Origin of the sequence: Alkalimonas sp. NCh-2 (assembly GCF_039631345.1) — a bacterium.
GTDB lineage: Bacteria > Pseudomonadota > Gammaproteobacteria > Enterobacterales > Alteromonadaceae > Alkalimonas > Alkalimonas mucilaginosa.
Window position 1 is genome coordinate 170,351 of record NZ_JBDIUV010000008.1, and the last position, 20,854, is coordinate 191,204.

The following is a 20,854-nucleotide window of genomic DNA, read 5'->3' on the forward strand; positions in this document are numbered from 1 at the left end:
TTGAAAACATATGGAGTGAGCTCACATCGCATGCAGCTGAGAAGTTTCCAGCCTCAGCTCAACCACACCAAAGAGTTTCACTTAAAAAACGATTAATTCAACCAGGAAAAACAGATATCATAATTTAATCATAAAATAATAACGATTCTATCAGCAGCAAACGCAGTCTATAGCGCTGCTTTGCGGGGTACTATCGCAGCAATAAAAAAGGGCAGCCCGAAAGCTGCCCAATCAAAGCCCCAACCAAGGCCAAAACTAGAACTGGTTCATGGTGTTGTCTTTACCAGAAGCTTTTAACGCCGCATCACCCGAGAAGTACTCTTTGTGATCGTCGCCCATATCCGAGCCGGCCATGTTCTGGTGCTTGACGCAGGCGATACCCTGACGGATTTCTTTGCGCTGCACCCCGGCTACATAACCCAGCATGCCGGCTTCGCCAAAGTACTCTTTCGCCAGGTTGTCGGTCGAAAGCGCTGCCGTGTGGTAGGTTGGCAAGGTGATCAGGTGGTGGAAAATGCCAGCCTCGCGCGCACCATCGGCCTGGAAGGTCTGGATGCGACGGTCTGCCTCAATCGCCAGCTCACTGCTGTCGTACTCGGCGCTCATCAGTTTGGCGCGATCAAAGGCCGATACATCTTTGCCTTCCTGCTGCCAGGCATCGAACACCTGCTGACGGAAATTCAGCGTCCAGTTAAAGGATGGGCTGTTGTTGTATACCAGCTTGGCATTAGGCACCACTTCACGGATGCGGTTGACCATGGCTGCAATCTGGCCGACATGGGGCTTCTCAGTTTCAATCCACAGCAAATCAGCACCGTGCTGCAAGGAGGTAATGCAATCCAGTACCACCCGATCTTCACCACTGCCAGGACGGAACTGGAACAAACCACTGGCCAGGCGTTTTGGTTTTAACAGCTTGCCATTGGCTTTCACTACCACATCGCCATTGGCAATGTCGTCGGCGCTTTGCACGTAGTCGCCATCCAGGAAGCTGTTGTACAAGTCGCCCAGATCGCCCGGTTCTTTGGTCACAGCAATTTGTTTGGTCAGGCCGGCACCCAGCGAATCTGTGCGGGCTACAATAACGCCATCCGGCACGCCCAGTTCTAAGAAGGCGTAACGTACGGCGCGGATTTTGGCCAGGAAGTCGGCATGCGGAACCGTCACCTTGCCATCCTGGTGACCGCATTGTTTTTCGTCCGACACCTGGTTTTCAATCTGAATACAGCAGGCACCGGCTTCAATCATTTTCTTTGCCAGCAGGTAGGTGGCTTCTTCATTGCCAAAACCGGCATCGATATCGGCAATGATCGGCACAATATGGGTTTGGTGGTTGTCGATTTGCTGCTGCAGCTCTGCAGCTTTGGCGGCATCACCCGCATCTTTGGCCGCATCCAGCTGGCGGAACAAACCTCCCAGCTCACGGGCATCGGCCTGGCGTAAAAAGGTGTATAACTCCGCGATCAAGGCTGGTACCGAGGTCTTTTCATGCATCGACTGATCCGGCAATGGGCCGAACTCAGAGCGCAGTGCTGCAATCATCCAGCCCGACAAGTACAGGTATTTTTTGTCGGTGCTGCCAAAGTGTTTTTTAATGGCAATCAGCTTTTGCTGGCCGATAAAACCATGCCAGCAGCCCAGTGACTGGGTGTACTTGCTGCTGTCGGCATCGTAGTCGGCCATATCACGGCGCATAATGCCGGCGGTGTAACGGGCAATATCCAGCCCGGTCTGAAAACGGTTTTGCAGCGCCATACGGGCGGCGTATTCAGGGCTGATTTCCTGCCAGCTGCTGTCTTTGCTGCCGATCAGGGTGGCGAATTGGTCCAGGGTGCTTTGGTAAGTCATGGGATCTTCCTCAGGGCTTTTGGCTGTTGTGATTTAAATCTAGCCCTGTTCTTCTCATAAATAAAATCAATAAATACCATCCCTGACATTCATTGAAGATATGACACAACCTCCTAACCAGCTCTCTTGACCCCAGGCCAAAGGATTCACTTAAAGCATTGATATTATTTATAAATAGCTGTCTTAAGCACCATGATCGCTTGTCTGACTACTCAGCTCATCCGCATCAGATGAAGCTGAGCAGTCGTTAAAACGATGATTTAACCGTGAAATGCAGTGATAGCCATAATAACTATGAATGCATAGCATCACTGGTATTGATTAGAAGAATATCAGGAGTAGCTCTCTGGCAGCTTGAGCTTTTCAAATAAAATACCGGCCTGAGTGCGGTTGTTGACATTGAGCTTGCGCAAAATAGCCGACACATGTTGTTTGATGGTAGTTTCCTGCACATTCATTTCATAGGCGATTTGCTTGTTCAGCAAACCATCGGCGATCATCTTTAGCACCCGAAACTGTTGTGGCGTTAATTGCTCCAACCGGCTGGCAAAATCATCGTCAATCAAACTACTGGCATCAGCAACCTCCTGACTAAGCCCGGCCGGCAGCCAGCTATCGCCCTGTTGCACGGCGTCAATGGCTGCCGACATCAGCTCAAGCGGAGCTGACTTCGGTACATAGGCCGCTGCGCCAAGTTGCAGTGCTTGCTTAATCACGGCAGGATCCTCCACCGCCGACACCATTAACACCGTCACATCCGGGTACTCGGTCCGCAAGGCGGTTAAACCAGCAAAGCCATCGGCACCAGGCATTTTCAAATCGAGGAAGATCAAGCTGGTATCCGGATGCTGCCGCAATAAAGCCCAGACCCGCTCCATGGTATCGGCCTGCAGCAACAATGCCTGGTCGCCCAGAATGGTTTGGGCGGCCTGCGACAAGGCAACGCGGAACAACGGGTGGTCATCGGCTATGATGGCAATCATGGCAGCTCTTGGCTCAGGTTCAGAAGAAGGTACCGCTATCATAGCCGGAACTGGACCTGGCAGTACAGTTCCGGCTATGGCTGCCTTAGAAACGGTAGCCGACCGTCAGGCTAACAGTACGGGGATCAATGTAATAACCGGTAATGGTTTGCTCCCCAGCCAACAAGTCAAAGTTGTAGCCGGCAATACGAGCCTGTTTATTGCCCAGGTTTTTGCCTTGCAGCGCTACATCCCAATGTCCATCGTTGGAGTACCAATTAACCCCGGCATTCAGCAAGGTGTAGCCGCCATAATCCAGCATGGAGGGCAACTCAAAAATCTGCGTTGCACTGCGATAAGCCGCACTGGCAGTCAGTACAAAATCACCCAGCTCGGTTGGCACCGTATAACGCCCGGCTAAGGTCGCGGTGGTTTTAGGGGTATTGGCAAAGGACCAGGCATTGGATACGTCAATTACGGTCTGACTGACAGGGTCGAAAAAGTCCACCTGCTTAAAGTTGGCGTTTAAGTAGCCCAGAATCAAGCTTAGATCCAGTTGATGGCTGGCGGCCAATATGGCCTCAATTTCACCGCCTTTGATATCGGCACTGGCAGCATTGAGCACTTGCGAAGCCACATCGTTTGGCACTGCACGCTGCACCGTGACCTGCATGTCATCGTACTTGGAGTAAAAAGCAGCAGCATTCAAACGCAGCCGCTGATTAAGCCACTCGCTTTTTATCCCCAGCTCAAAAGTATCCACCGTTTCTGGTTGATAGGGATTGGCAGCCTCTGGGTTTATGCTCTGATTCGCACGCATATCAAAGCCACCGGATTTAAAACCATTGGTGTAGCTGGCGTAATACATCAAATCGCGGCTATGCTGGTACTCCACTCCCACTCGGGGCGAAAAGTGACTAAAACTGGCTTTGTCGCTAAAGTCAGACTGGACTTGCAAAATAGTCCCACCCGATTCGCGAGGAGACTTGTTGCCAAGATACATAAAACGATAGACATCGGCTTCTTTGTCATCCTTGGTGTAACGCCCTCCTAAAGTCAGTGACCATTGTTCATCCAATTGATAGCTGCCTTGTGCATAGACGGCAATGCTGTCGGTATCCACACAACCACCGTTTTCAATAGTCACTCCCGCACCAGCGACAATCACAGTGCCAAAAGCGCCACAAGCTTCACCGGTGTAATAATAAATACCAGAGGTGAATTGCAACCGGTCGCCGCTGAACAAAAACTGCAGTTCCTGCGATGTTTGCTTGTCTTCATAAAAAGCGGGAATATCCAAAGAAGGCAGTGGCGTTGAATCAAAGTCGATGTTGGTATCGGTTTTGCCTTTACGCTTTGCAGTAATGGACTTTACGGTCCAGTCAGCACTCAGATCCCAGCTTAAGGTGATGGACTGACCGCTGGTTTCTACTTTGTTGTCCACCGGCATACTGGTGTAGGAGTCATAAACACTGTCTGTTAATGGCGTCTCCGGTGAGAGCAAGCTTTGAGTTAAGCGGTAACCGCCTTTGGCATTGGAGTCATCCACAGTTTTATCTGCATTCAGATGCACTCTGAAGGTATCGGAAAGATGCCATAATGCGCTGATACGTCCAGACAGCACATCCTTGTTGTAATTGTCGTCGCCGGTATTAATAAAGGTACCAAAGCCATCCCGGTTAAACGTAGCGAGGGCACCGCTGACAAAAAAGCTATCGGACAAAGCGGTTTGTCCCGACACCCGCAGATCACGCTGATTATAGCTACCAACAGTACCCCGAATACTGAATTCGTTATCACCGGTCAGCTCGCGTGTCACATACTTAACCGCACCACCTATGGTATTACGGCCATACAGCGTGCCTTGCGGCCCCCGCAATACCTCGACCCGCTCGACATCATACACATCCAGTGCCGCACCTTGCGGCCTGGCAAGGTACACATCATCGATGTAAATACCGACACCGGGCTCAAAGCCCCAGAGTGGATCCTGCTGCCCGATACCTCGGATATAAGCGGTCAGAGTGCTGTTGGTACCCCGTGAGATTTGTAAGGTGGTATTCGGGGAATATTGTTGCACAGCCGTGATATTGTCCACGCCACGCTGCTGTAACTCTGTTTCACCCAGGGAGGTAACGGCCACTGGTACCCTTTGCAAATTCTCCACCGTACGACGAGCTGTTACTTCAATACGCTCTAGCCGAAGTTCAGACTCTGTCGAGTTTTCATCGTCCGCGGCAAGGGCGCTTGCGGCAATCAGGCCGGTGCTCACAGCCAGTGCCAGAGCATTCAATGTAAATCCCCGGGCTATAGCGGCGTTCTTTTTTGTTTTATTGTTCGTTGCCATCCTGTCTCTCCTGCTGAGTCGTTAACAATACGCTTCTACTGTAGGCGCAAATGCAGAATTTTTAACCTGTACCTTAGTACTATGGCTTGGCTGGTGTTGTTGTATCACACTGAATCAAAATACAACGAGGGAATTTGCATGCTGGGGTTATTCGGCTTGATCCTTGGGTTGTTGCTGCTCATCATTTTGACCATGCGCGGCTTCAACCTCTTTATTACCGCACCGCTGTGCGCCTTGCTGGTGGCCTTCACCAATGGTATTCCATTTTGGGATATTGCCGACAAAGTGGATTTTGTGCATGGTTACATGACTGGTTTTTCCGGCTTTGTTGCTGCCTGGTTTTTAATGTTTTTGCTTGGCTCTTTGTTCGGCAAACTGATGGAACACACCGGAGCCGCCGATGCCGTGGCTCTGGCGATTGTGAAACGAATTGGCCATACCCGGGCTGTACTGGCCGTTGTGATGGCTTGTGCCGTACTGACCTATGGCGGCGTCAGCGTCTTTGTGGTGGCCTTTTCCGCCTACCCAATGGCGGTAAGTTTATTTAAAGGCGCTAATTTGCCCCGACGCTTTATACCGGCGGCGCTCGCGCTTGGCTCGGTCACCTTTACCATGACTTCGGCCGGATCGCCAGAAATTCAAAACTGGATCCCAATCCCTTACCTTGGAACCACCCCTTATGCCGGCTGGGAAGTCAGCCTGGTAGTGGCGGTCATTATGGCCATCAGCGGCTACATCAGCCTGATGTGGATGATCCGCAAAGCCGTAGCCAAAGGTGAGCATTTCATGCAGCGCGCCAGTGACCCAGTACTCGAAGATCGCAATCTGCCTAATCCTGTGTTTGGTATTATCCCACTGCTGGTGGTGCTGACGTTGTCGTTCTTTTTGCACGAAAGTCTGCAGCAGGCGGCACTGATTGTCGCTTTAGCCGGTGGGGTCAGTAGTTTGTACCTGCTGAATATAAAGTTTTTACGCAACCCGGCAGCAGCAACCAATGAGGGGGTGCTGGGTGCCTTACTGGCTATCGGGAATACGGCCGCTGTGGTTGGTTTTGGCAGTGTAGCCCGGCTAACGCCTGCCTTTGCCGGCGTGGTGGATTACATGACCCATTTACCCGGCCCCGAGTTATTAGGAGCTGCAGTAGCGGTTAGTGTTATTGCCGGCCTTACTGGTTCGGCCTCCGGCGGCCAGGCCATAGCGCTGCCGGAAATCGCGCCAACTTATCTGGATCGCGGCGTCGACCCCGAGCAACTGCATCGGGTAGTGGCGATCTCATCCGGTGCGCTCGATTCTTTACCACACAATGGCTATGTAGTGACCACCATTCGTGCTATTTGTGGTGAAACGCACCAAAATGCCTACTGGCCGGTTGCTGTAGTCAGTGTGGTAGTGCCTTTGGTCGGTGTCTTTATTGCCATTGGCCTGTTTCAGTTATTTTAAGGAGAAACCTTATGCTGGTACGGATCCTGTTCCTCAGTACTTTGTTGTTCAGTGGCCTGGCGCAGGCCATGTTGGTGGAAAAGCAGCGCTTCGAAATTGCGAAGTTTACTACCGAAAACGGTCAGGTTATTGCACCGGTACAGGTGGGCTGGGAGGCTTACGGCACTCTGAATGAAGCCAAAGATAATGTGATTTTAATCACGCACTTTTTCTCTGGCAGTTCGCATGCTGCCGGCAAGTACAGCCCGGATGATGCCCTGCCCGGCTATTGGGATGCCATTATAGGGCCGGGCAAAGCCATTGATACCGACCAATTTTATGTCATCAGTGTCGATACTCTGGTCAATGCCAATGTATTTGATCCCAATGTCATTACCACCGGTCCCGCTACCATCAACCCGGCTACCGGCAAGCCCTGGGGACTGGATTTTCCGGTGGTGACCATCGGTGATTTTGTCGAAGTGCAAAAAGCCCTGCTCGACAGCCTGGGGATTGAGCGCCTGTATGCGGTGATTGGCGCGTCGATGGGATCTTTCCAAGCCATTGAGTGGGCCAGCCGCTATCCGGAGCGGGTGGAGCGTCTGGTGCCAGTCATCGGCACTGCTTTTATCGATGCCTGGGCAGCGGTAAGGCTGGAGCGCTGGGCTTACCCAATCAAAGCCGATCCAGCCTGGAACAACGGCGATTATTATGCCAAAGGCCAACCAACCGAGGGGCTGATCACAGCACTCTCCTACATTATTCAGGATGCTGTTTATCCAACCGGTTTCAATCTGCGCTATCCGGCACCGCACACCGATGCAGCTCCCCACCAGGACATTCGTGCCAGTTTCTCTGCCTGGCAACAACTGCGGGAGCACGCTGCAGTCCGGGCGGCCTATCAGGATGCCAATCATATTTTGTATCTGGTGCGGGCCTCCCAGCTGTTTCGGGCTGGTATGGGCGACAACTGGCAGAATGCACTAAAAAAGGTACAGGCTCGTACGTTATTACTGCCGGCTACCGGCGATCAACTGTTGCTACCACAAATGAGCCGCACCACACAGCAAGCTCTTGAGGCAGCAGGCAAAGAAGTGGAATACCATGAGATCCCTGGTATCTGGGGCCATCTGGATGGTGTGGTCGGTATCGCTGCTGTAGCTGAAGTGCTTAACGACTTCCTGTTGAACTAGTAGTTGCTGACTGCTTTTTCCGACACTGGCGCCCTAATGGGCGCTTTTTTGTGCTGCAAACCCTTAAGCTCGCAACCCGGATCGATTTTTCGTCGCTTATTACGATAAAAACCGTTACATTTTGCTGATGGCTAACACTCGATGAAGGAAGTAAGTATTATGGCCTTTGATTACGGCAGCGAGTCACTTGGTATTCGCAACCCCTTTAAAATGGAAGGGTTTATCCGTGCTTGTCGTGGCTTGATTGTCACACTGATGGGGGTCTACCCACTACTGCAAGTAGCTGAAGTGATTCAACAAGATAAAGCCCTGGCGTGGGTTTATGCTATTATTGGCTTTGTATTGCTTTCAGGGGGACTGCGCTCCCTTGGTGGTGGTAGCTTTCAGATGCTGCGCTTTTTTGTTGGCCGAAGCGTACCAACATCTTTAGCCCCAAACCTCAGCAAGTCAGAGCGGGAAACATCTAAACTCGAACAGCCAGCCTACCGCAGCATTGATTTGGAAGAAATGCTGATGGGCCGCAAAAACAAGACGTTTCTCGAGCCCGATGGCTTTATTTCCAGACTGGTACATACACTGGTGCCAAAGTTAATTTTCCTCCCCTACCCATTGCGTAATATTGCTCAACGTTATGCTGGTGCAGTTATTGCGACAGCAGTAGCTTTAATGGCTTTTGCGCTCACCTGGTTTGTCAGTGTGACCGGACTGATCGGCAATATTGGTGATATTTTACTGCCTTTCTTTGCTTTTTTCCTGATGCTGTATCTTATCCTCAGCTGGCGTAAAGCCAGCACCGTCTATCGCTCGGCCGAGCGTACTATCGAGGCGCAAGGGAATATCGCACTCGCTAAAATTATCGCCTTCGCTATTCTGGCCCCTGTAATACTTGGCCTTGGCCTGAACTGGTTATTGCAGCAAACAGAGATACAAGCACTTTACAGCGAGTTGCAGCATGCTAGCCTGGAGCCCTTTGCCGTATTACCACCTCTGCTTTTACTGTTGGCGTTGATGAGCATCAGCGGCGTGCTGATTATGCTGTTGCTAAAAGAGCGCACGCAGCAAGTAAAAGCCATCACCCGCGTTTCGGAGTTTCGTGATAACTGGCAGGAAAACATCCATCCACGCGAACTCTTTGTCAATATAGACAGTATTGTGATGGCTAACCGGCGCTACAAAGAGATCCCGAACAGGATTTACCGGGAACTGGAGCCTAAACTCAATGAGCAATCGTCCAGTAAAGGTGATTTCACTGGCGAAGTAATGATTGAAACGCAACCTGAATATGCTCCGTTGCCTCAAACCTCTCTGTTCAAAACACTTCGTCTTATGGCTACCCTCTTTGGTCAGATACTCCTGCTGGCAGGCCCGATCATTCTGTTTTTTATGCTGTATGAAGCAAAAACAGTGCTGAACCTTTGGCAGGACTATCAGGCCATCACTTCGGCAACAGACAGTCAGCATTTGCAGGCATTGATCGCCTTATTTAATGAAAGTCAGTTCCTGCTTAGTTTGCTTTTTTTGTGGTTAATCGCATCCAGCTTTGGTCGTTTATTGGAAAACTACTCCCATACTTTCTGGGCAGAGCTTAACTTCCAATCTTTATTGATTTACCTCAAATGCGAAGGTACTTATACCGAAAGCAAGCTGACCACAGGAAAAGGAATTTACGATTCTACGGCCTCCGAGAATTATGTGATGCGCTCTTCACTCACACCCTGGATCATCAGCTCACGTATTACTACCAGCACCTTTGCAGACAGTGGCGCAAAAAATGTTGAGCACCCAAGGCACATTATGGAGATGGAGGATAATCAAGCTGAAATGCAGGCCATTCTGGATGATATCCAAAGCTTCCTGTCGGATAGAGAAACCATTGCCCGGATAAAAAACAGTACAGACCTGAGCAGTGCAGAGCAGATTTACAAAATTAATCAGCAGTCCCGTGCCATACCAGTGCAAAATGATCAGGCTAGCTTAGCAAGCCCACAGCAAGATGCTGCCGCAAGCTCCTCAATCACCAATAAGAACTCTGGTTAACCATGCCACAAGCAGCGACAGCGCTTTGCAACCTGATGCAAGCGCTGCCGCCTCTGCCAGACTGCAGCATAACATCACCCAAGTTACCATGACGGCTCCCGAACACTGTGCTTTGATTGCGCTTTCACAGCTGTTGTCTTATCTTAAACTTCTGCCTCTGCATTTTTTTACAGGACCAGCCCCACATTGAACCAAGCACCAGCGACATCGCCGGCCAGGGCGCCAAAACCAGCTGCACACGGAATGCAACCATTGCGGATCCGGCGCCTGTTACAAATATCCGCTATCACGTTATGCGGTTTGCTGCTGGCCGCTATTGTTTCAACTGGCTGGACGCAGGCTGTGCTGCTGGTTGGTAGTGCCTGCCTGGGGGTATCCTTTTTATCGGCCTGGTGGCAGCGACCTTTGCTGGCGGCTTACCTGTTGCTCTGGCCAATGGCACTGATGCTGACAGCCCTGGCGCTGGTCTCTGGTGGTATTCGTGATCTGGCCGTGGTGGGCTACCCTGGTGTACTGGTGTTTGCTGCAATTCTTGGCAGTCGTAATCTGTTTTTGTTTTTACTGAGCTTTATTATCCTTGCTGCGGCAGCAATGGGCTATGGCAGCATGCAGGGCTGGCTAATCCCCTATATCCCGGATGACAGCTGGCGCCATGTGCTCTATGTGAGCCTGATACTAAGCATTACCGGCTTTAGTGTGCTGCTGATGGCGCAGGATCTGCATCGCTCATTGCGCGCGCTGCAGGCAGAAAACAAACGGGTGCGCGCGACCCAGCAACAGCTGCAGCGCCTGGCAATGCACGATAAACTAACCGATTTGCCCAACCGCAGTTTGTGTGAAGATTTATTTCGCACCATGCAACAACAGTGTCTGCAACAGCATCAACGACTGGCCATGCTTTTTTTGGATCTGGATAACTTCAAGCCCGTCAATGATGCGCTAGGCCACGCCGCCGGTGATTTGCTATTGCAACAACTGACCAAACGATTGCAGTCCGAGCTCAGCAAGCACGATGTGCTTTGTCGCTTTGGCGGTGATGAGTTTATGGTCCTGTGTCCGGCGGACGCCAATGACAGTACCTTGGCTGATCTGGCCGCACGACTGCTGCAGCAAACCACCCAACCCTTTACCCTGATGCAAACCAAGGTAGAAGTATCCGGCTCTATTGGCATTGTGATTGTCCCTACGGACGGTATTGAGTTTCATGTGCTGTGCCGCAAAGTAGATCTGGCCATGCACAATGCCAAATCAGAAGGACGCAATACCTGGCGCTTTTACAACGAGGCGATGGATCAGGCCAATACCGACAAATTCAATTTGCTGCAACGCATCCGTGATGCCCTGAAAAACAATGAATTTAAGCTTTATTACCAGCCTAAAATTTGCCTGAAGCAAGAAGCTGTACTCGGCGCTGAAGCCTTACTACGCTGGCCGCAACCTGATGGCAGCTTTATCAACCCAGCCGACGTCATCGAGTTGGCAGAGCGAAGCGGCCTAATACTGGAGCTTGGGAGCTGGGTGCTGCAGCAAGCCTGCAGCGACTGTCAGTATTGGCAGCAGCAAGGGTTTCCAGCGGTAAAAGTTGCTGTGAACCTGTCACCTATTCAGTTTCGCGATGGCAGGCTGGAGCAAACGGTTTTGACTGCACTGCGCCACAGTGGTTTAGCACCTGAAGCCCTGGAGCTGGAGCTGACCGAGTCCCTACTAATTGATAACAGCGACTTTGTGCAGCAACAGCTCGCCCGTCTAGGCGCCTTAGGCATCACCTTTGCCATTGATGACTTTGGCACCGGCTACTCCAACCTCAGCTACCTGCGTCAGTTCAATGCTTCCAGCCTGAAGGTGGATAAGTCCTTTATCAGCTCACTGTCAGTGTCTTTGCGGGATAAGCCATTGGTACGGGCTATTATTCAACTGGCCAAAAGTCTGGAGCTTACTACGGTGGCCGAAGGCGTTGAAGACACCGCAACCTTTACGATGTTACAACAACTCGGTTGTGATGCGGCTCAGGGCTATTTATGGTCTCCAGCCGTACCAGCAGAGCAATTTATCCAATACCTGCAATGCAAGCGCTAAAATCAGTTGTCGCTATCTGGCAGATCTTTTAAGGTAGGGCAGAATCAAAATTAAGGGGCTTGTTATGCGTCTCATTGTTGTTGCTATCGGCCTGTTGCTGTCAGGCTGCGCCACTTTAAGCAAAGACGAGTGTCTGCTGGCCGACTGGCAGACATTGGGTTACGCCGATGGGGTGCAGGGCCGCTCGCCAGCCAGGATAGATACTTACCGCCAGGATTGTGCCAAACATCAGGTGACACCGGATCTGGCCTTGTACCAGCGCGGCCATCGACAGGGATTGCAACTGTTTTGCCGCACCAGCAATGGCTATGAATATGGCCGTAAAGGCCAAAGCTATCAGGGGGTGTGTCAGGGTGATGCCGAAGCCGATTTTTTACTGGGGTTTGATGCCGGCCGCCGGATTTATTTGCTGGAACAGCAAGTGCAGCAAACCGAACGCGCTATGGCACAAAATGACCGTGACCATCAGCAGTTGGGCAACAGCATTCGGGCCAAAGAAGCCTTAATGTTTGGCGATGAGCAAACCCCGGATGGCCGGCAGCAGTTGTACCGGGAAATCAGTGAACAGCGCCAGCAACAAGCCGAGCTGCTGCGGGCCCGTACCCAACTGGAGTATCAGTTGGCCGGACTGGCACATCAAATCCAGCAGTTGGAACAGACGTTTAGTTTCTATTAAGCCGGCTCTTGGCTGGCAACTGCCAGCCTTGGGTACACCACCATGTGATCCAGATCGAGCCGGATCCCAATCATTTCACCAACCGCATGATTGTGATGACTCAAAGCCAGGCAGTACACCTGATCGCCGCTTTTCAATTCCAGACTATACAAAATATGCGAACCACGAAAGGATTTTTCCAGCACTTTAGCCGTAACACCACTGTCATCATCGTGCACGATATCGTCAGGCCGAATCAACACATCCACCTGATCGCCCTGCTGTAAGCCCGGCTGATAACTCTGGCGAAAAACCCCAAACGAGGTTTTCACCTGCTGCGCATCGAGCATCTGCCCAGCCAGCAGCACTCCCCGACCAATAAAGTCAGCCACAAAGCGGTTTACCGGCTTGTGGTACAGCTCATAGGGCGTGGCCCATTGCTGCATCCGGCCATGTTCCATCACCCCAATCAAATCCGCCATGGTAAAGGCTTCGAATTGATCATGAGTCACCATAATGGCGGTCATCTGCTCATGCTTTAAAATCTGCCGGATATCCCGTGCCAGCGATTCTCGTAGCTCGGCATCCAGGCTGGAGAAGGGCTCATCCAGCAACAAGACCTCCGGTTTAGGAGCAATGGCACGAGCCAGCGCAATACGCTGCTGCTGCCCTCCTGAGAGCTGATGAATATAACGCCTGGCTAAATCGGGTAAGCCAACCAGTTGCAACAATTCGCGAATACGCTGCTGGCTGGCATTGCGGCTTAAATGCCTTAAACCAAAACCAATGTTTTGTGCCACCGTTAAGTGTGGAAATAAGGCAAAATCCTGGAACACCATCCCCAGCCGGCGCTGCTCTGGCGGGCATAGCAAGCCAGGCGCACTGACCACGCCCTGTGACAAACTGATTTGCCCCTGTGCTACCGGCTCAAAACCAGCAATGGCACGTAATAGGGTGGTTTTACCACACCCAGATGGCCCTACCAGGCAGCCAATTTGCCCTTTCGACAGCGACAAACTGATGTCTTTCACCACAGTGTGGGGTCCGTAAGCAACCGCAAGTTGTTCCAATACCAGCATGTTCGATCCGTTTTATTGCACCCGTTCCATCGAACGGGCCAAAATTATCACAGGCAATAACCCCACCAGCACAATGGCCAGTGCCGATAAAGATGCATCGGCCAGCCGTTCATCTGAGGCCAGCTCAAAAGTCCGTACTGCCAGGGTATTAAAATTAAATGGTCGCAGAATCAAAGTTGCGGGCAACTCTTTTAACACATCAACAAACACCAGAAGCAAGGCTGTCAGTACACTACCACGCAACAGGGGGACATGCACCCGCCACAACACCTGCCGTGGTGAGCAACCAAGGGAGCGTGCAGCCTGATCCATATTGGGCCGGATCCGCTGCAAACCAGCTTCCACGCTATGTAACGAGACGGCCAAAAAGCGTACACTGTACGCCAGTAAGAGCGCAAACAAAGTACCGGAGAACAATAAGCCAGTCCGGATCCCAAACCACTGCTCAGCCAGCAGATCAATGTGGCGATCAAGAAAAGCCAGAGGCAACATCACGCCAATCGCAATCACAGTGCCGGGGATGGCATAGCCCAAAGCCGCCAACCGGACCGGAACAAGCACCAGCCAGTCGCGACGAAGCCGCCTGGCATAGGCAAAAATCACCGCCAGCAGTACTGCCAACAATGCCGCCAATGCCGCCAGCGAAAAACTGTTCCATACCAACTGCAAAAAACGTTCATCCATTGTCTGTTGCCAGGTAGCAAGAGCCCAGAGCGTTAATTGGGTAGCAGGCACGACAAACCCAAACAGCAACGGCAGCAAACACAGCAACAACACCACCCAGCCCCGGCCACCGGTTAATAACTTGCGAGGTGTCCGGCTATCCTTTTGCCCCTGATGATAATAACGAATTTTCCGCCTGGACCATTGCTCCAGCACCAGTAAAAACAACACAAAGCTGGTGAGCATCGCCGCCAACTGAGCCGCCGCCAGGCTGTTATTTAAGCCAAACCAGGTCCGGAAGATCCCGGTGGTAAAGGTATCCACCCCAAAATATTGCACCGTGCCATAATCAGCAAAGGCTTCCATCATTGCCAGCGCTGTACCGGTTAAAATGGCAGGCCGGGCTAATGGCAATGCCACTTGCCAGAAGTGCTGACGGGTGGTCAAACCCAGGGTGCGGCTGGCTTCCTGCAACGAGGCTGCCTGCTCACGAAAACCGTTGCGCGCCAGCATATAAACATAAGGGTAAAGGACCAGTGACAACATCAATATGGCGCCACCTAATGACCGGATCTCAGGAAACCAGTAATCACCATAACGCCAGCCGAATAAATCGCGCAAATGGGTTTGCACCGGGCCAGCAAAATCCAACAGGCCAGTGTAGGTGTACGCAATGATGTATGCAGGAATAGCCAGTGGTAGCAGCAGCATCCACTCCAGCAGGCGACGCCCCGGGAATTCATACTGTGATACCAGCCAGGCGCTGCCAGTCCCCAGAAACAGAGCGCCAACACCAACGCCAAAAGCCAGCAACAGCGAGTTACTGATATAAAGCCACAGTACCGTCTGGCGCAGATGCGACCAGACATCCCACTGCGGCTGCAGCAAGCTCAGCAGAATAACCAGCACAGGGATCGCCAGCACAATGGCTGGTAGTAATACCAACCAACGCCAGGGATCAAAGCGCAACGACACCTTAGCTAACACAGCCAGACTACTCGAGGCTTAGCAGTAGGCACCATTAACGCCAGCGAGCCCGATCCATCAAACGTAAGGCTTCTGCATTCAACTCACCCAATCGCTCCAGCTGCAGCGTATCGGCTTTGAAGTCACCGTAGGATTGCAGCGTCTCGCTGTAGGCTACCCCCGGACGAACCGGGTACTCATGATTAGCCTCGGCGTACCACTGCTGTGAACTTTCGCTTAACATAAACTCCAGCAGTTGCAGCGCTTGAGATGGGTTCGGCGCATGCACCGCTACACCGGCACCAGAAATATTGATGTGAGCACCTTTGTCATCCTGCTCTGGCCAGAACACTGCAATAGCAGCTGCAGCTTGCTGATCACGCGGGTCATTCATCATGCCAGCCAGATAATAGGTGTTGGCTATGGCAATATCACATACACCGGCCGCCAAAGCCCGTAACTGATCACGATCACCACCACGCGGTGGACGCGCAAAATTTTGTACCAGCCCACGAACCCATTGTTCGGTAGCGGCAGTGCCATCATGGGCTAACCGAGCCGCTACCATGGATTGGTTGTAAATATGGCTGGAACTGCGCACACAGATGCGGCCACGCCACCGCTCGGCGGTTAGATCTGATAGTTCAGCTTTATCCTCAGCACTCAGCCGATCTTTGGCATACATCACAGGACGGGCCCGCACAGTCAGACCAAACCAGTAGCCGGCTTCATCACGCAAATGAGCAGGAATTGCCTGTTGCAGTAATTCAGATGACTGCGGTTGCAGCAGTTGCTGTTGTTTGGCACGGTACAAACGCCCAACATCGGTGGTGATCAGTAAATCAGCTGGGCTATTGCGCCCTTCGCTGGCAATCCGGGTGATAAGCTCATCGGCATTACCCGTAATCAAATTCACCCGAATACCGGTACTGGCGCTGAACTGGTCCAGCACTGGTTTAATAAGCTCTTCCTGACGTGCCGAATACACATTAACCTCGGCACCAAACACAGCAGCACTTTGGCTGCCTAACGCAATGAAGGCACTGCAACACAACAACATGGATGCAAAACGCATGGCGGACTCCTGACAGGGTACAATCGCACAAAGAAACTGGCGCCAAGTATAAACCCAATGAGAATTATTCTCAATCATGCCTGGCAATATATTCCGTCACTTAACGATGCTTTTATTGTGTTAATCGCGCTGACTTACGTTCAGCGGTCCTGCTGTGATAATCTGCTTGGTAATACAAGAAGCCTCCTGAGGTTGCATGAAGATAGTTCATTTGATCCTGACGACACGCTTTGCCGGCAGCGAACGCTATGCTGTTGAGCTTGCCAATGCTCAAGCCGAACAGCACCAGGTCTACCTGGTTTTACGCAAGGCTGCGGCTGAACAGCGTCCGGATGCCATTGCCCACCGGGTCAGTCCGAAAGTCCAAATCATACTGGTGCATGACTTTGCACTGTTCTCTCATTTTCAGATCCGATCTGTACTCAAGCGTATTCAACCCGATGTCGCCCATGCGCATTTAAGCCGTGGCTGCCGGGCTCTGGCCAGCTTGCCCACCAGTACCATGCTACGCACCGCTACGTTGCACATCCATTACAAACCACAGCAACATGCTAAACTGGATGCCCTGGTCGCCATTGCCCCAGCTCAACTGGCTACCTTACCTGAGCCTCTCAAACAACACAGCAGCCACATTGACAACTGGACCTGCGCCACGGCATCCAGTCGCGAAGCTGGGCTCGCCTTGCGCAGAGAACAACAAATCCCGGATGATGATATGGTGTTTGGCAGCCTGGGGCGGGTTGAAGCCAGCAAAGGCACGGAAACATTGATTCAGGCTTTTTTACTTGCCAAACCAGCAAAAGCGCATCTGGTGATCGTAGGCCAAGGCAAAGATTGGGCTGCTCTGAAAGCCAAGTATGGTCATCAGCCACAGCTGCACCTGGTTGGTTTCAGTGCGCAGCCTCAAGCATGGCTGGCCGGTTTTGATTGTTTTGTCAGTGCCGCCCGAACGGAACCTTTTGGTTTGGTTTTTCTGGAAGCCATGACGGCCGGGCTGCCCATTATCGCCAGCCAGACACAAGGTGCCATGCATCTGGCACACTATTTCCCGTACCCTTTGGTTGCTCCGGATGATGCCAGTGGTCTGGCTGAGCGCTTGCAGCACTTTACTGCCCAGCCTTTGCCTCGCCAGCAGTACGACCTGTCGGCTTTCAATTACCAGGCACAGGTAAGCAAAATTGAACAATTCTACCAACAGCAATTGGCTCGGCTTAGTCGCCATCCTGACAATAGAGTACAGCAGAACTGATTTCGGGATAGCTAGCAAGCCCATAGAAATTAAGCCATAATACAATTCGTTATACACTGTGTGAGTGTTTTAAGGAGCGACACATGATGCTGATAGCCGTGCTGTCATGCTTTATTTTAGCCTGTTTTGCCCCCTGGCTGCACCGGCTGGGTGGCCGCCATAGCGGCTGGTTGCTGGCAACTTTGCCAGCCTCCCTGTTTGCCTACTTCGCCAGCATGTTGCCTGTGGTCAGTCAGGGACACAGCCTGCAATTTGCCTACAGCTGGTTTCCAGGCATGGGGATCCAACTCAGTTTTCTGGTCGATGGCTTATCGCTGCTCTTTGCCTTGCTGATCACCGGCATCGGCTTCTTTATCCTGGCCTACGGTGGTCGTTATCTGGAGAAGCACAAGGATCTGGGGCGCTTTTTCGTATTCCTGCTCGGTTTTATGGGCTCCATGCTGGGCGTGGTGCTATCGGATAACCTGATCAGTCTGTTTGTGTTCTGGGAGCTAACTACGGTGACCTCTTTTATGCTGATTGGTTTTAACCATGAGCAGGAAGACGCCCGTAAGAAAGCTCATCAGGGGCTGATGATTACGGTAATGGGTGGCCTGGCATTGATGACCGGCTTTATTATGCTGGGCATGGCCGCAGGCAGTTATGAGCTCAGCACCATTTTGAACAGCAATGGCTTGACCGAGCATGCCCTGTATCTGCCCATGTTGTTGCTGATCCTGCTGGGTGCCTTTACCAAATCGGCTCAGGCCCCCTTTCACTTCTGGCTCCCCAATGCAATGGCCGCCCCGACACCGGTATCGGCTTACCTGCACTCAGCCACCATGGTAAAAGCCGGCGTTTATCTGCTGGCCCGGCTGAACCCGGGCCTAGGTGGCACCGAGACCTGGCTGCTGTTACTCACCTTATTCGGCGCTTTAACCATGCTGACCGGTATTTTTCTGGCCAGCCGTGCTACCGGCGTCAAAAAGGTACTGGCCTACTCCACTGTGATGGCGCTGGGAACACTGACCATGCTGCTGGGTCTGGGTACCGAAACGGCCGCTCTGGCCGCGGTCACCTTTTTGCTGGCCCATGCACTCTACAAAGGCGCGCTCTTTATGGTGGCCGGTATTTTGGACCATTCAGCCGGTGTGAAAGATTTCCAACAAGCAGGCGGTTTACGCCACAGTATGCCGAAAACCACAGTAGTGGCGGTACTGGCATCCCTCTCGCTGGCCGGCATTATTCCGCTGTTTGGTTTTGTTGGCAAAGAACTGTTGCTGGAAGCTGTGCTTACAGCGTCCAAATGGCATATTGGCCTGACCATAGCGACGGTGATTGCCAATATCCTGGTGGTGCTGGTAGCGGCCATCGTGGCGCTGAAACCCTGGTTTGGCGCCGTAGTGGAAACCCCGAAGAAACCGCATGATCCGGATATTGCCTTACTGATTGGCCCGGCAATACTGGCCACCTTGGGCCTGGTGTTTGGCCTGATGCCCTTTATCGCCGATAAAGGCTTACTGGCAGCCGCTGCAGGCGCTGTCTATGGTCAGCCGATTGAGCTTTACCTGGCGCTCTGGCATGGCATTAACCTGCCGCTGATACTGAGTCTGAGCAGCCTGGTACTGGGATTACTGCTGTTTAAAGTTTGGGGCGGCTGGCGCCAGCTAACCAACTTTATGCACAGCGCCGAAAAAATTGGTCCGGAAGTGGTGTATGAGCGCTTAATGCTTGGCATGACCCAGTTTGCTGCCTGGCAAACCCAAACGCTGCAAAACGGCTACCTGCGTAATTACCTGATCACCACTCTGGGTACGGTGATTATTGTCGTAGGATGGGCCTTACTGCGGGTCAACCAACTGGAGCTAAATATCAGCTTCCAGGATATGCGGGTGCATGAGGTCGCTGTGGCAGTACTGCTTATTCTATCCGCGCTGATTGCCGTACTGGTGCGCTCTTTCCTGGCAGCAGTAGCCATGTTGGGGGCTCTGGGCTTTGGTGTCGCACTGCTCTATGTGTTCTTCAGTGCCGTTGATGTCGGTATCACTCAGGTGCTGGTGGAAACCATCACCGTACTGTTGTTGGTGCTGGTGCTGTACCGGCTGCCAGAGTTCCGCAGTTTATCATCTACGGCCAACCGGATCCGTGATGCCATCATCGCCGGTATGACCGGCCTGTTGATGACCATCTTAATCCTGGCGATCACCGGTGCCCGCCAGTTGGAAGGCATCTCCGAGTACTTCCTGCAAAACAGCGGGCCACTTGGTCATGGCCGCAACGTGGTCAATGTGATTCTGGTCGATTTCCGGGCACTGGATACTCTGGGTGAAATTTTCGTACTGGCTCTGGTGGCTATTGGCGTGTATGCCATGATCCACTTACGTACCGGTGCTCTGCCGGTCACCAACTCGGATCGCCGGGCAGCCTTTAATCTGCGTCGCTCGCAAAAGGACAAAGCGAAAGCCGCAGCAAAAGCGGAAACCGAAGCAAACGCCGTAGCCGCTAAAGGAGAAGACTCATGAAACCACGCCGCTTTAACATGCGCTCCTTAATTTTAAATACAGGTAGCTCGCTGCTGCTGCCCTTGCTGGTGTTATTTTCATTGTTCTTACTGCTGCGAGGCCATGATGAGCCGGGTGGTGGTTTTATCGGTGGTCTGGTTGCCGCTGCGGCAGTCGCACTGAAGTTGTTTGCAGAGGATTACAAAGCGGCGCGTGAGATGCTGCGCGTTCACCCTTTGCAGCTGGTAGGCATTGGTCTGGTGCTGGCCGCGGTTGCATCCTTACCCCCATTGTTTGTTGGGGAGTCCTTTTTCACCGCTCAATGGTGGAGTCTGGACTTGCCCATTTTTGGTGAATTAAAACTAAGTACGCCCTTGCTGTTCGATATTGGTGTTTTTCTTGGTGTGATAGGCACCGTCTTGACGGTTGTTTTCACTCTGGCGGAGGCAGAACACTCATGACTACTTTAATGGCCATTTTGATTGGCACTTTTTATGCGGCTGCTATTTACATGATGCTACGCCGCTCCGTCGTTAAACTGGTGATTGGCTTGATCTTACTTTCCAATGCCGCCAACCTGCTCATCTTTACTGTTGCCGGTATGGACAGAGGCATACCGCCACTGATCCCGAAAGGCGAATTACTGATTGAAGGCCCTGCCGCCGATCCATTAGCGCAAGCGGTCATTCTGACTTCCATTGTGATTGGCTTTGGGGTGCTGGCTTTTGCCGTGGTGTTGATCCACCGGGCGTGCGAAGTGGTGCAGACCGATGACATGAACGAAATGAAAGGAACCGATTGATGG

15 protein-coding genes are annotated in these 20,854 nt (G+C 52.1%); 9 read left to right on the top strand and 6 right to left on the bottom strand.

What is annotated here, in order from left to right:
* Positions 1–255: 255 nt before the first annotated feature.
* The 3 genes from ABC502_RS17870 to ABC502_RS17880 form a co-directional block, all read right to left on the bottom strand.
* On the bottom strand, positions 256–1,848 hold the full coding sequence (locus tag ABC502_RS17870) for an isocitrate lyase (RefSeq protein ID WP_330087276.1): 1,593 nt from the start codon (positions 1,846–1,848) through the stop codon (positions 256–258).
* Between the two features lie 332 nt (positions 1,849–2,180).
* Positions 2,181–2,831 carry a response regulator transcription factor gene (locus ABC502_RS17875; protein WP_330087275.1) on the bottom strand — a complete coding sequence of 217 codons (651 nt, stop codon included), beginning with the start codon at positions 2,829–2,831 and terminating at the stop codon, positions 2,181–2,183.
* 85 nt (positions 2,832–2,916) lie between these two features.
* Positions 2,917–5,157: a TonB-dependent receptor gene (locus ABC502_RS17880; protein ID WP_345916848.1), complete on the bottom strand. Its 2,241-nt coding sequence runs from the start codon at positions 5,155–5,157 to the stop codon at positions 2,917–2,919.
* 138 nt (positions 5,158–5,295) lie between these two features.
* On the opposite strand from ABC502_RS17880, the gene ABC502_RS17885 reads away from it, so the two are divergent.
* From ABC502_RS17885 to ABC502_RS17905, 5 genes are all read left to right on the top strand, one after another.
* Complete coding sequence (locus ABC502_RS17885; protein WP_345916849.1) at positions 5,296–6,597, top strand: GntP family permease; 1,302 nt, start codon at positions 5,296–5,298, stop codon at positions 6,595–6,597.
* Positions 6,598–6,608: 11 nt separating this feature from the next.
* A complete protein-coding gene (locus tag ABC502_RS17890) occupies positions 6,609–7,769 on the top strand; it encodes a homoserine O-acetyltransferase (protein WP_330087272.1) in 1,161 nt (386 codons plus the stop codon).
* Between the two features lie 141 nt (positions 7,770–7,910).
* Entirely contained in the window at positions 7,911–9,806 is a 1,896-nt protein-coding gene (locus tag ABC502_RS17895; RefSeq protein ID WP_330087271.1) for a hypothetical protein, read from the top strand.
* Between the two features lie 243 nt (positions 9,807–10,049).
* Positions 10,050–11,882, top strand: coding sequence for an EAL domain-containing protein (locus tag ABC502_RS17900; RefSeq protein WP_345916850.1), 1,833 nt, complete (start codon positions 10,050–10,052; stop codon positions 11,880–11,882).
* A gap of 64 nt (positions 11,883–11,946) precedes the next feature.
* Positions 11,947–12,558 (top strand): DUF2799 domain-containing protein, encoded by a 612-nt coding sequence (locus ABC502_RS17905; RefSeq protein ID WP_330087269.1) that lies wholly within the window; start codon positions 11,947–11,949, stop codon positions 12,556–12,558.
* On the opposite strand, the gene ABC502_RS17910 is transcribed toward ABC502_RS17905, so the two are convergent.
* From ABC502_RS17910 to ABC502_RS17920, 3 genes are read right to left on the bottom strand one after another with little or no spacing between them, the layout of a single operon-like run.
* Positions 12,555–13,616, bottom strand: coding sequence for an ABC transporter ATP-binding protein (locus ABC502_RS17910; protein ID WP_345916851.1), 1,062 nt, complete (start codon positions 13,614–13,616; stop codon positions 12,555–12,557). The genes ABC502_RS17905 and ABC502_RS17910 overlap by 4 nt on opposite strands.
* A gap of 12 nt (positions 13,617–13,628) precedes the next feature.
* Positions 13,629–15,266 carry an iron ABC transporter permease gene (locus ABC502_RS17915; RefSeq protein ID WP_330087267.1) on the bottom strand — a complete coding sequence of 546 codons (1,638 nt, stop codon included), beginning with the start codon at positions 15,264–15,266 and terminating at the stop codon, positions 13,629–13,631.
* 34 nt (positions 15,267–15,300) lie between these two features.
* The gene (locus ABC502_RS17920; RefSeq protein WP_330087266.1) at positions 15,301–16,320 is read right to left on the bottom strand and encodes an extracellular solute-binding protein; all 1,020 of its coding nucleotides are present in this window, start codon (positions 16,318–16,320) and stop codon (positions 15,301–15,303) included.
* A gap of 196 nt (positions 16,321–16,516) precedes the next feature.
* Here ABC502_RS17920 and ABC502_RS17925 point away from each other — a divergent pair, with 196 nt between their 5' ends.
* The 4 genes from ABC502_RS17925 to ABC502_RS17940 all read left to right on the top strand — a co-directional run bounded on the left by ABC502_RS17925 (position 16,517) and on the right by ABC502_RS17940 (position 20,851).
* Positions 16,517–17,569 (top strand): glycosyltransferase, encoded by a 1,053-nt coding sequence (locus ABC502_RS17925; protein ID WP_330087265.1) that lies wholly within the window; start codon positions 16,517–16,519, stop codon positions 17,567–17,569.
* Between the two features lie 86 nt (positions 17,570–17,655).
* Positions 17,656–20,070, top strand: a complete 2,415-nt coding sequence (locus tag ABC502_RS17930) for a putative monovalent cation/H+ antiporter subunit A (RefSeq protein ID WP_345916893.1) — start codon at positions 17,656–17,658, stop codon at positions 20,068–20,070.
* On the top strand, positions 20,067–20,510 hold the full coding sequence (locus ABC502_RS17935) for a Na+/H+ antiporter subunit B (protein ID WP_330087264.1): 444 nt from the start codon (positions 20,067–20,069) through the stop codon (positions 20,508–20,510). Before ABC502_RS17930 ends, ABC502_RS17935 begins: the two co-directional genes overlap by 4 nt.
* Positions 20,507–20,851 (top strand): Na+/H+ antiporter subunit C, encoded by a 345-nt coding sequence (locus tag ABC502_RS17940; protein ID WP_091339192.1) that lies wholly within the window; start codon positions 20,507–20,509, stop codon positions 20,849–20,851. Before ABC502_RS17935 ends, ABC502_RS17940 begins: the two co-directional genes overlap by 4 nt.
* Positions 20,852–20,854: the final 3 nt, after the last annotated feature.

Coding starts and splice junctions, on each gene's coding strand:
- ABC502_RS17920 (WP_330087266.1), bottom strand. CDS start 16,320: ATGCGTTTTGCATCCATGTTGTTGTGTTGCAGTGCCTTCATTGCGTTA.
- ABC502_RS17895 (WP_330087271.1), top strand. CDS start 7,911: ATGAAGGAAGTAAGTATTATGGCCTTTGATTACGGCAGCGAGTCACTT.
- ABC502_RS17940 (WP_091339192.1), top strand. CDS start 20,507: ATGACTACTTTAATGGCCATTTTGATTGGCACTTTTTATGCGGCTGCT.
- ABC502_RS17930 (WP_345916893.1), top strand. CDS start 17,656: ATGCTGATAGCCGTGCTGTCATGCTTTATTTTAGCCTGTTTTGCCCCC.
- ABC502_RS17890 (WP_330087272.1), top strand. CDS start 6,609: ATGCTGGTACGGATCCTGTTCCTCAGTACTTTGTTGTTCAGTGGCCTG.
- ABC502_RS17875 (WP_330087275.1), bottom strand. CDS start 2,831: ATGATTGCCATCATAGCCGATGACCACCCGTTGTTCCGCGTTGCCTTG.
- ABC502_RS17925 (WP_330087265.1), top strand. CDS start 16,517: ATGAAGATAGTTCATTTGATCCTGACGACACGCTTTGCCGGCAGCGAA.
- ABC502_RS17935 (WP_330087264.1), top strand. CDS start 20,067: ATGAAACCACGCCGCTTTAACATGCGCTCCTTAATTTTAAATACAGGT.
- ABC502_RS17905 (WP_330087269.1), top strand. CDS start 11,947: ATGCGTCTCATTGTTGTTGCTATCGGCCTGTTGCTGTCAGGCTGCGCC.
- ABC502_RS17910 (WP_345916851.1), bottom strand. CDS start 13,616: ATGCTGGTATTGGAACAACTTGCGGTTGCTTACGGACCCCACACTGTG.
- ABC502_RS17870 (WP_330087276.1), bottom strand. CDS start 1,848: ATGACTTACCAAAGCACCCTGGACCAATTCGCCACCCTGATCGGCAGC.
- ABC502_RS17900 (WP_345916850.1), top strand. CDS start 10,050: ATGCAACCATTGCGGATCCGGCGCCTGTTACAAATATCCGCTATCACG.
- ABC502_RS17885 (WP_345916849.1), top strand. CDS start 5,296: ATGCTGGGGTTATTCGGCTTGATCCTTGGGTTGTTGCTGCTCATCATT.
- ABC502_RS17880 (WP_345916848.1), bottom strand. CDS start 5,157: ATGGCAACGAACAATAAAACAAAAAAGAACGCCGCTATAGCCCGGGGA.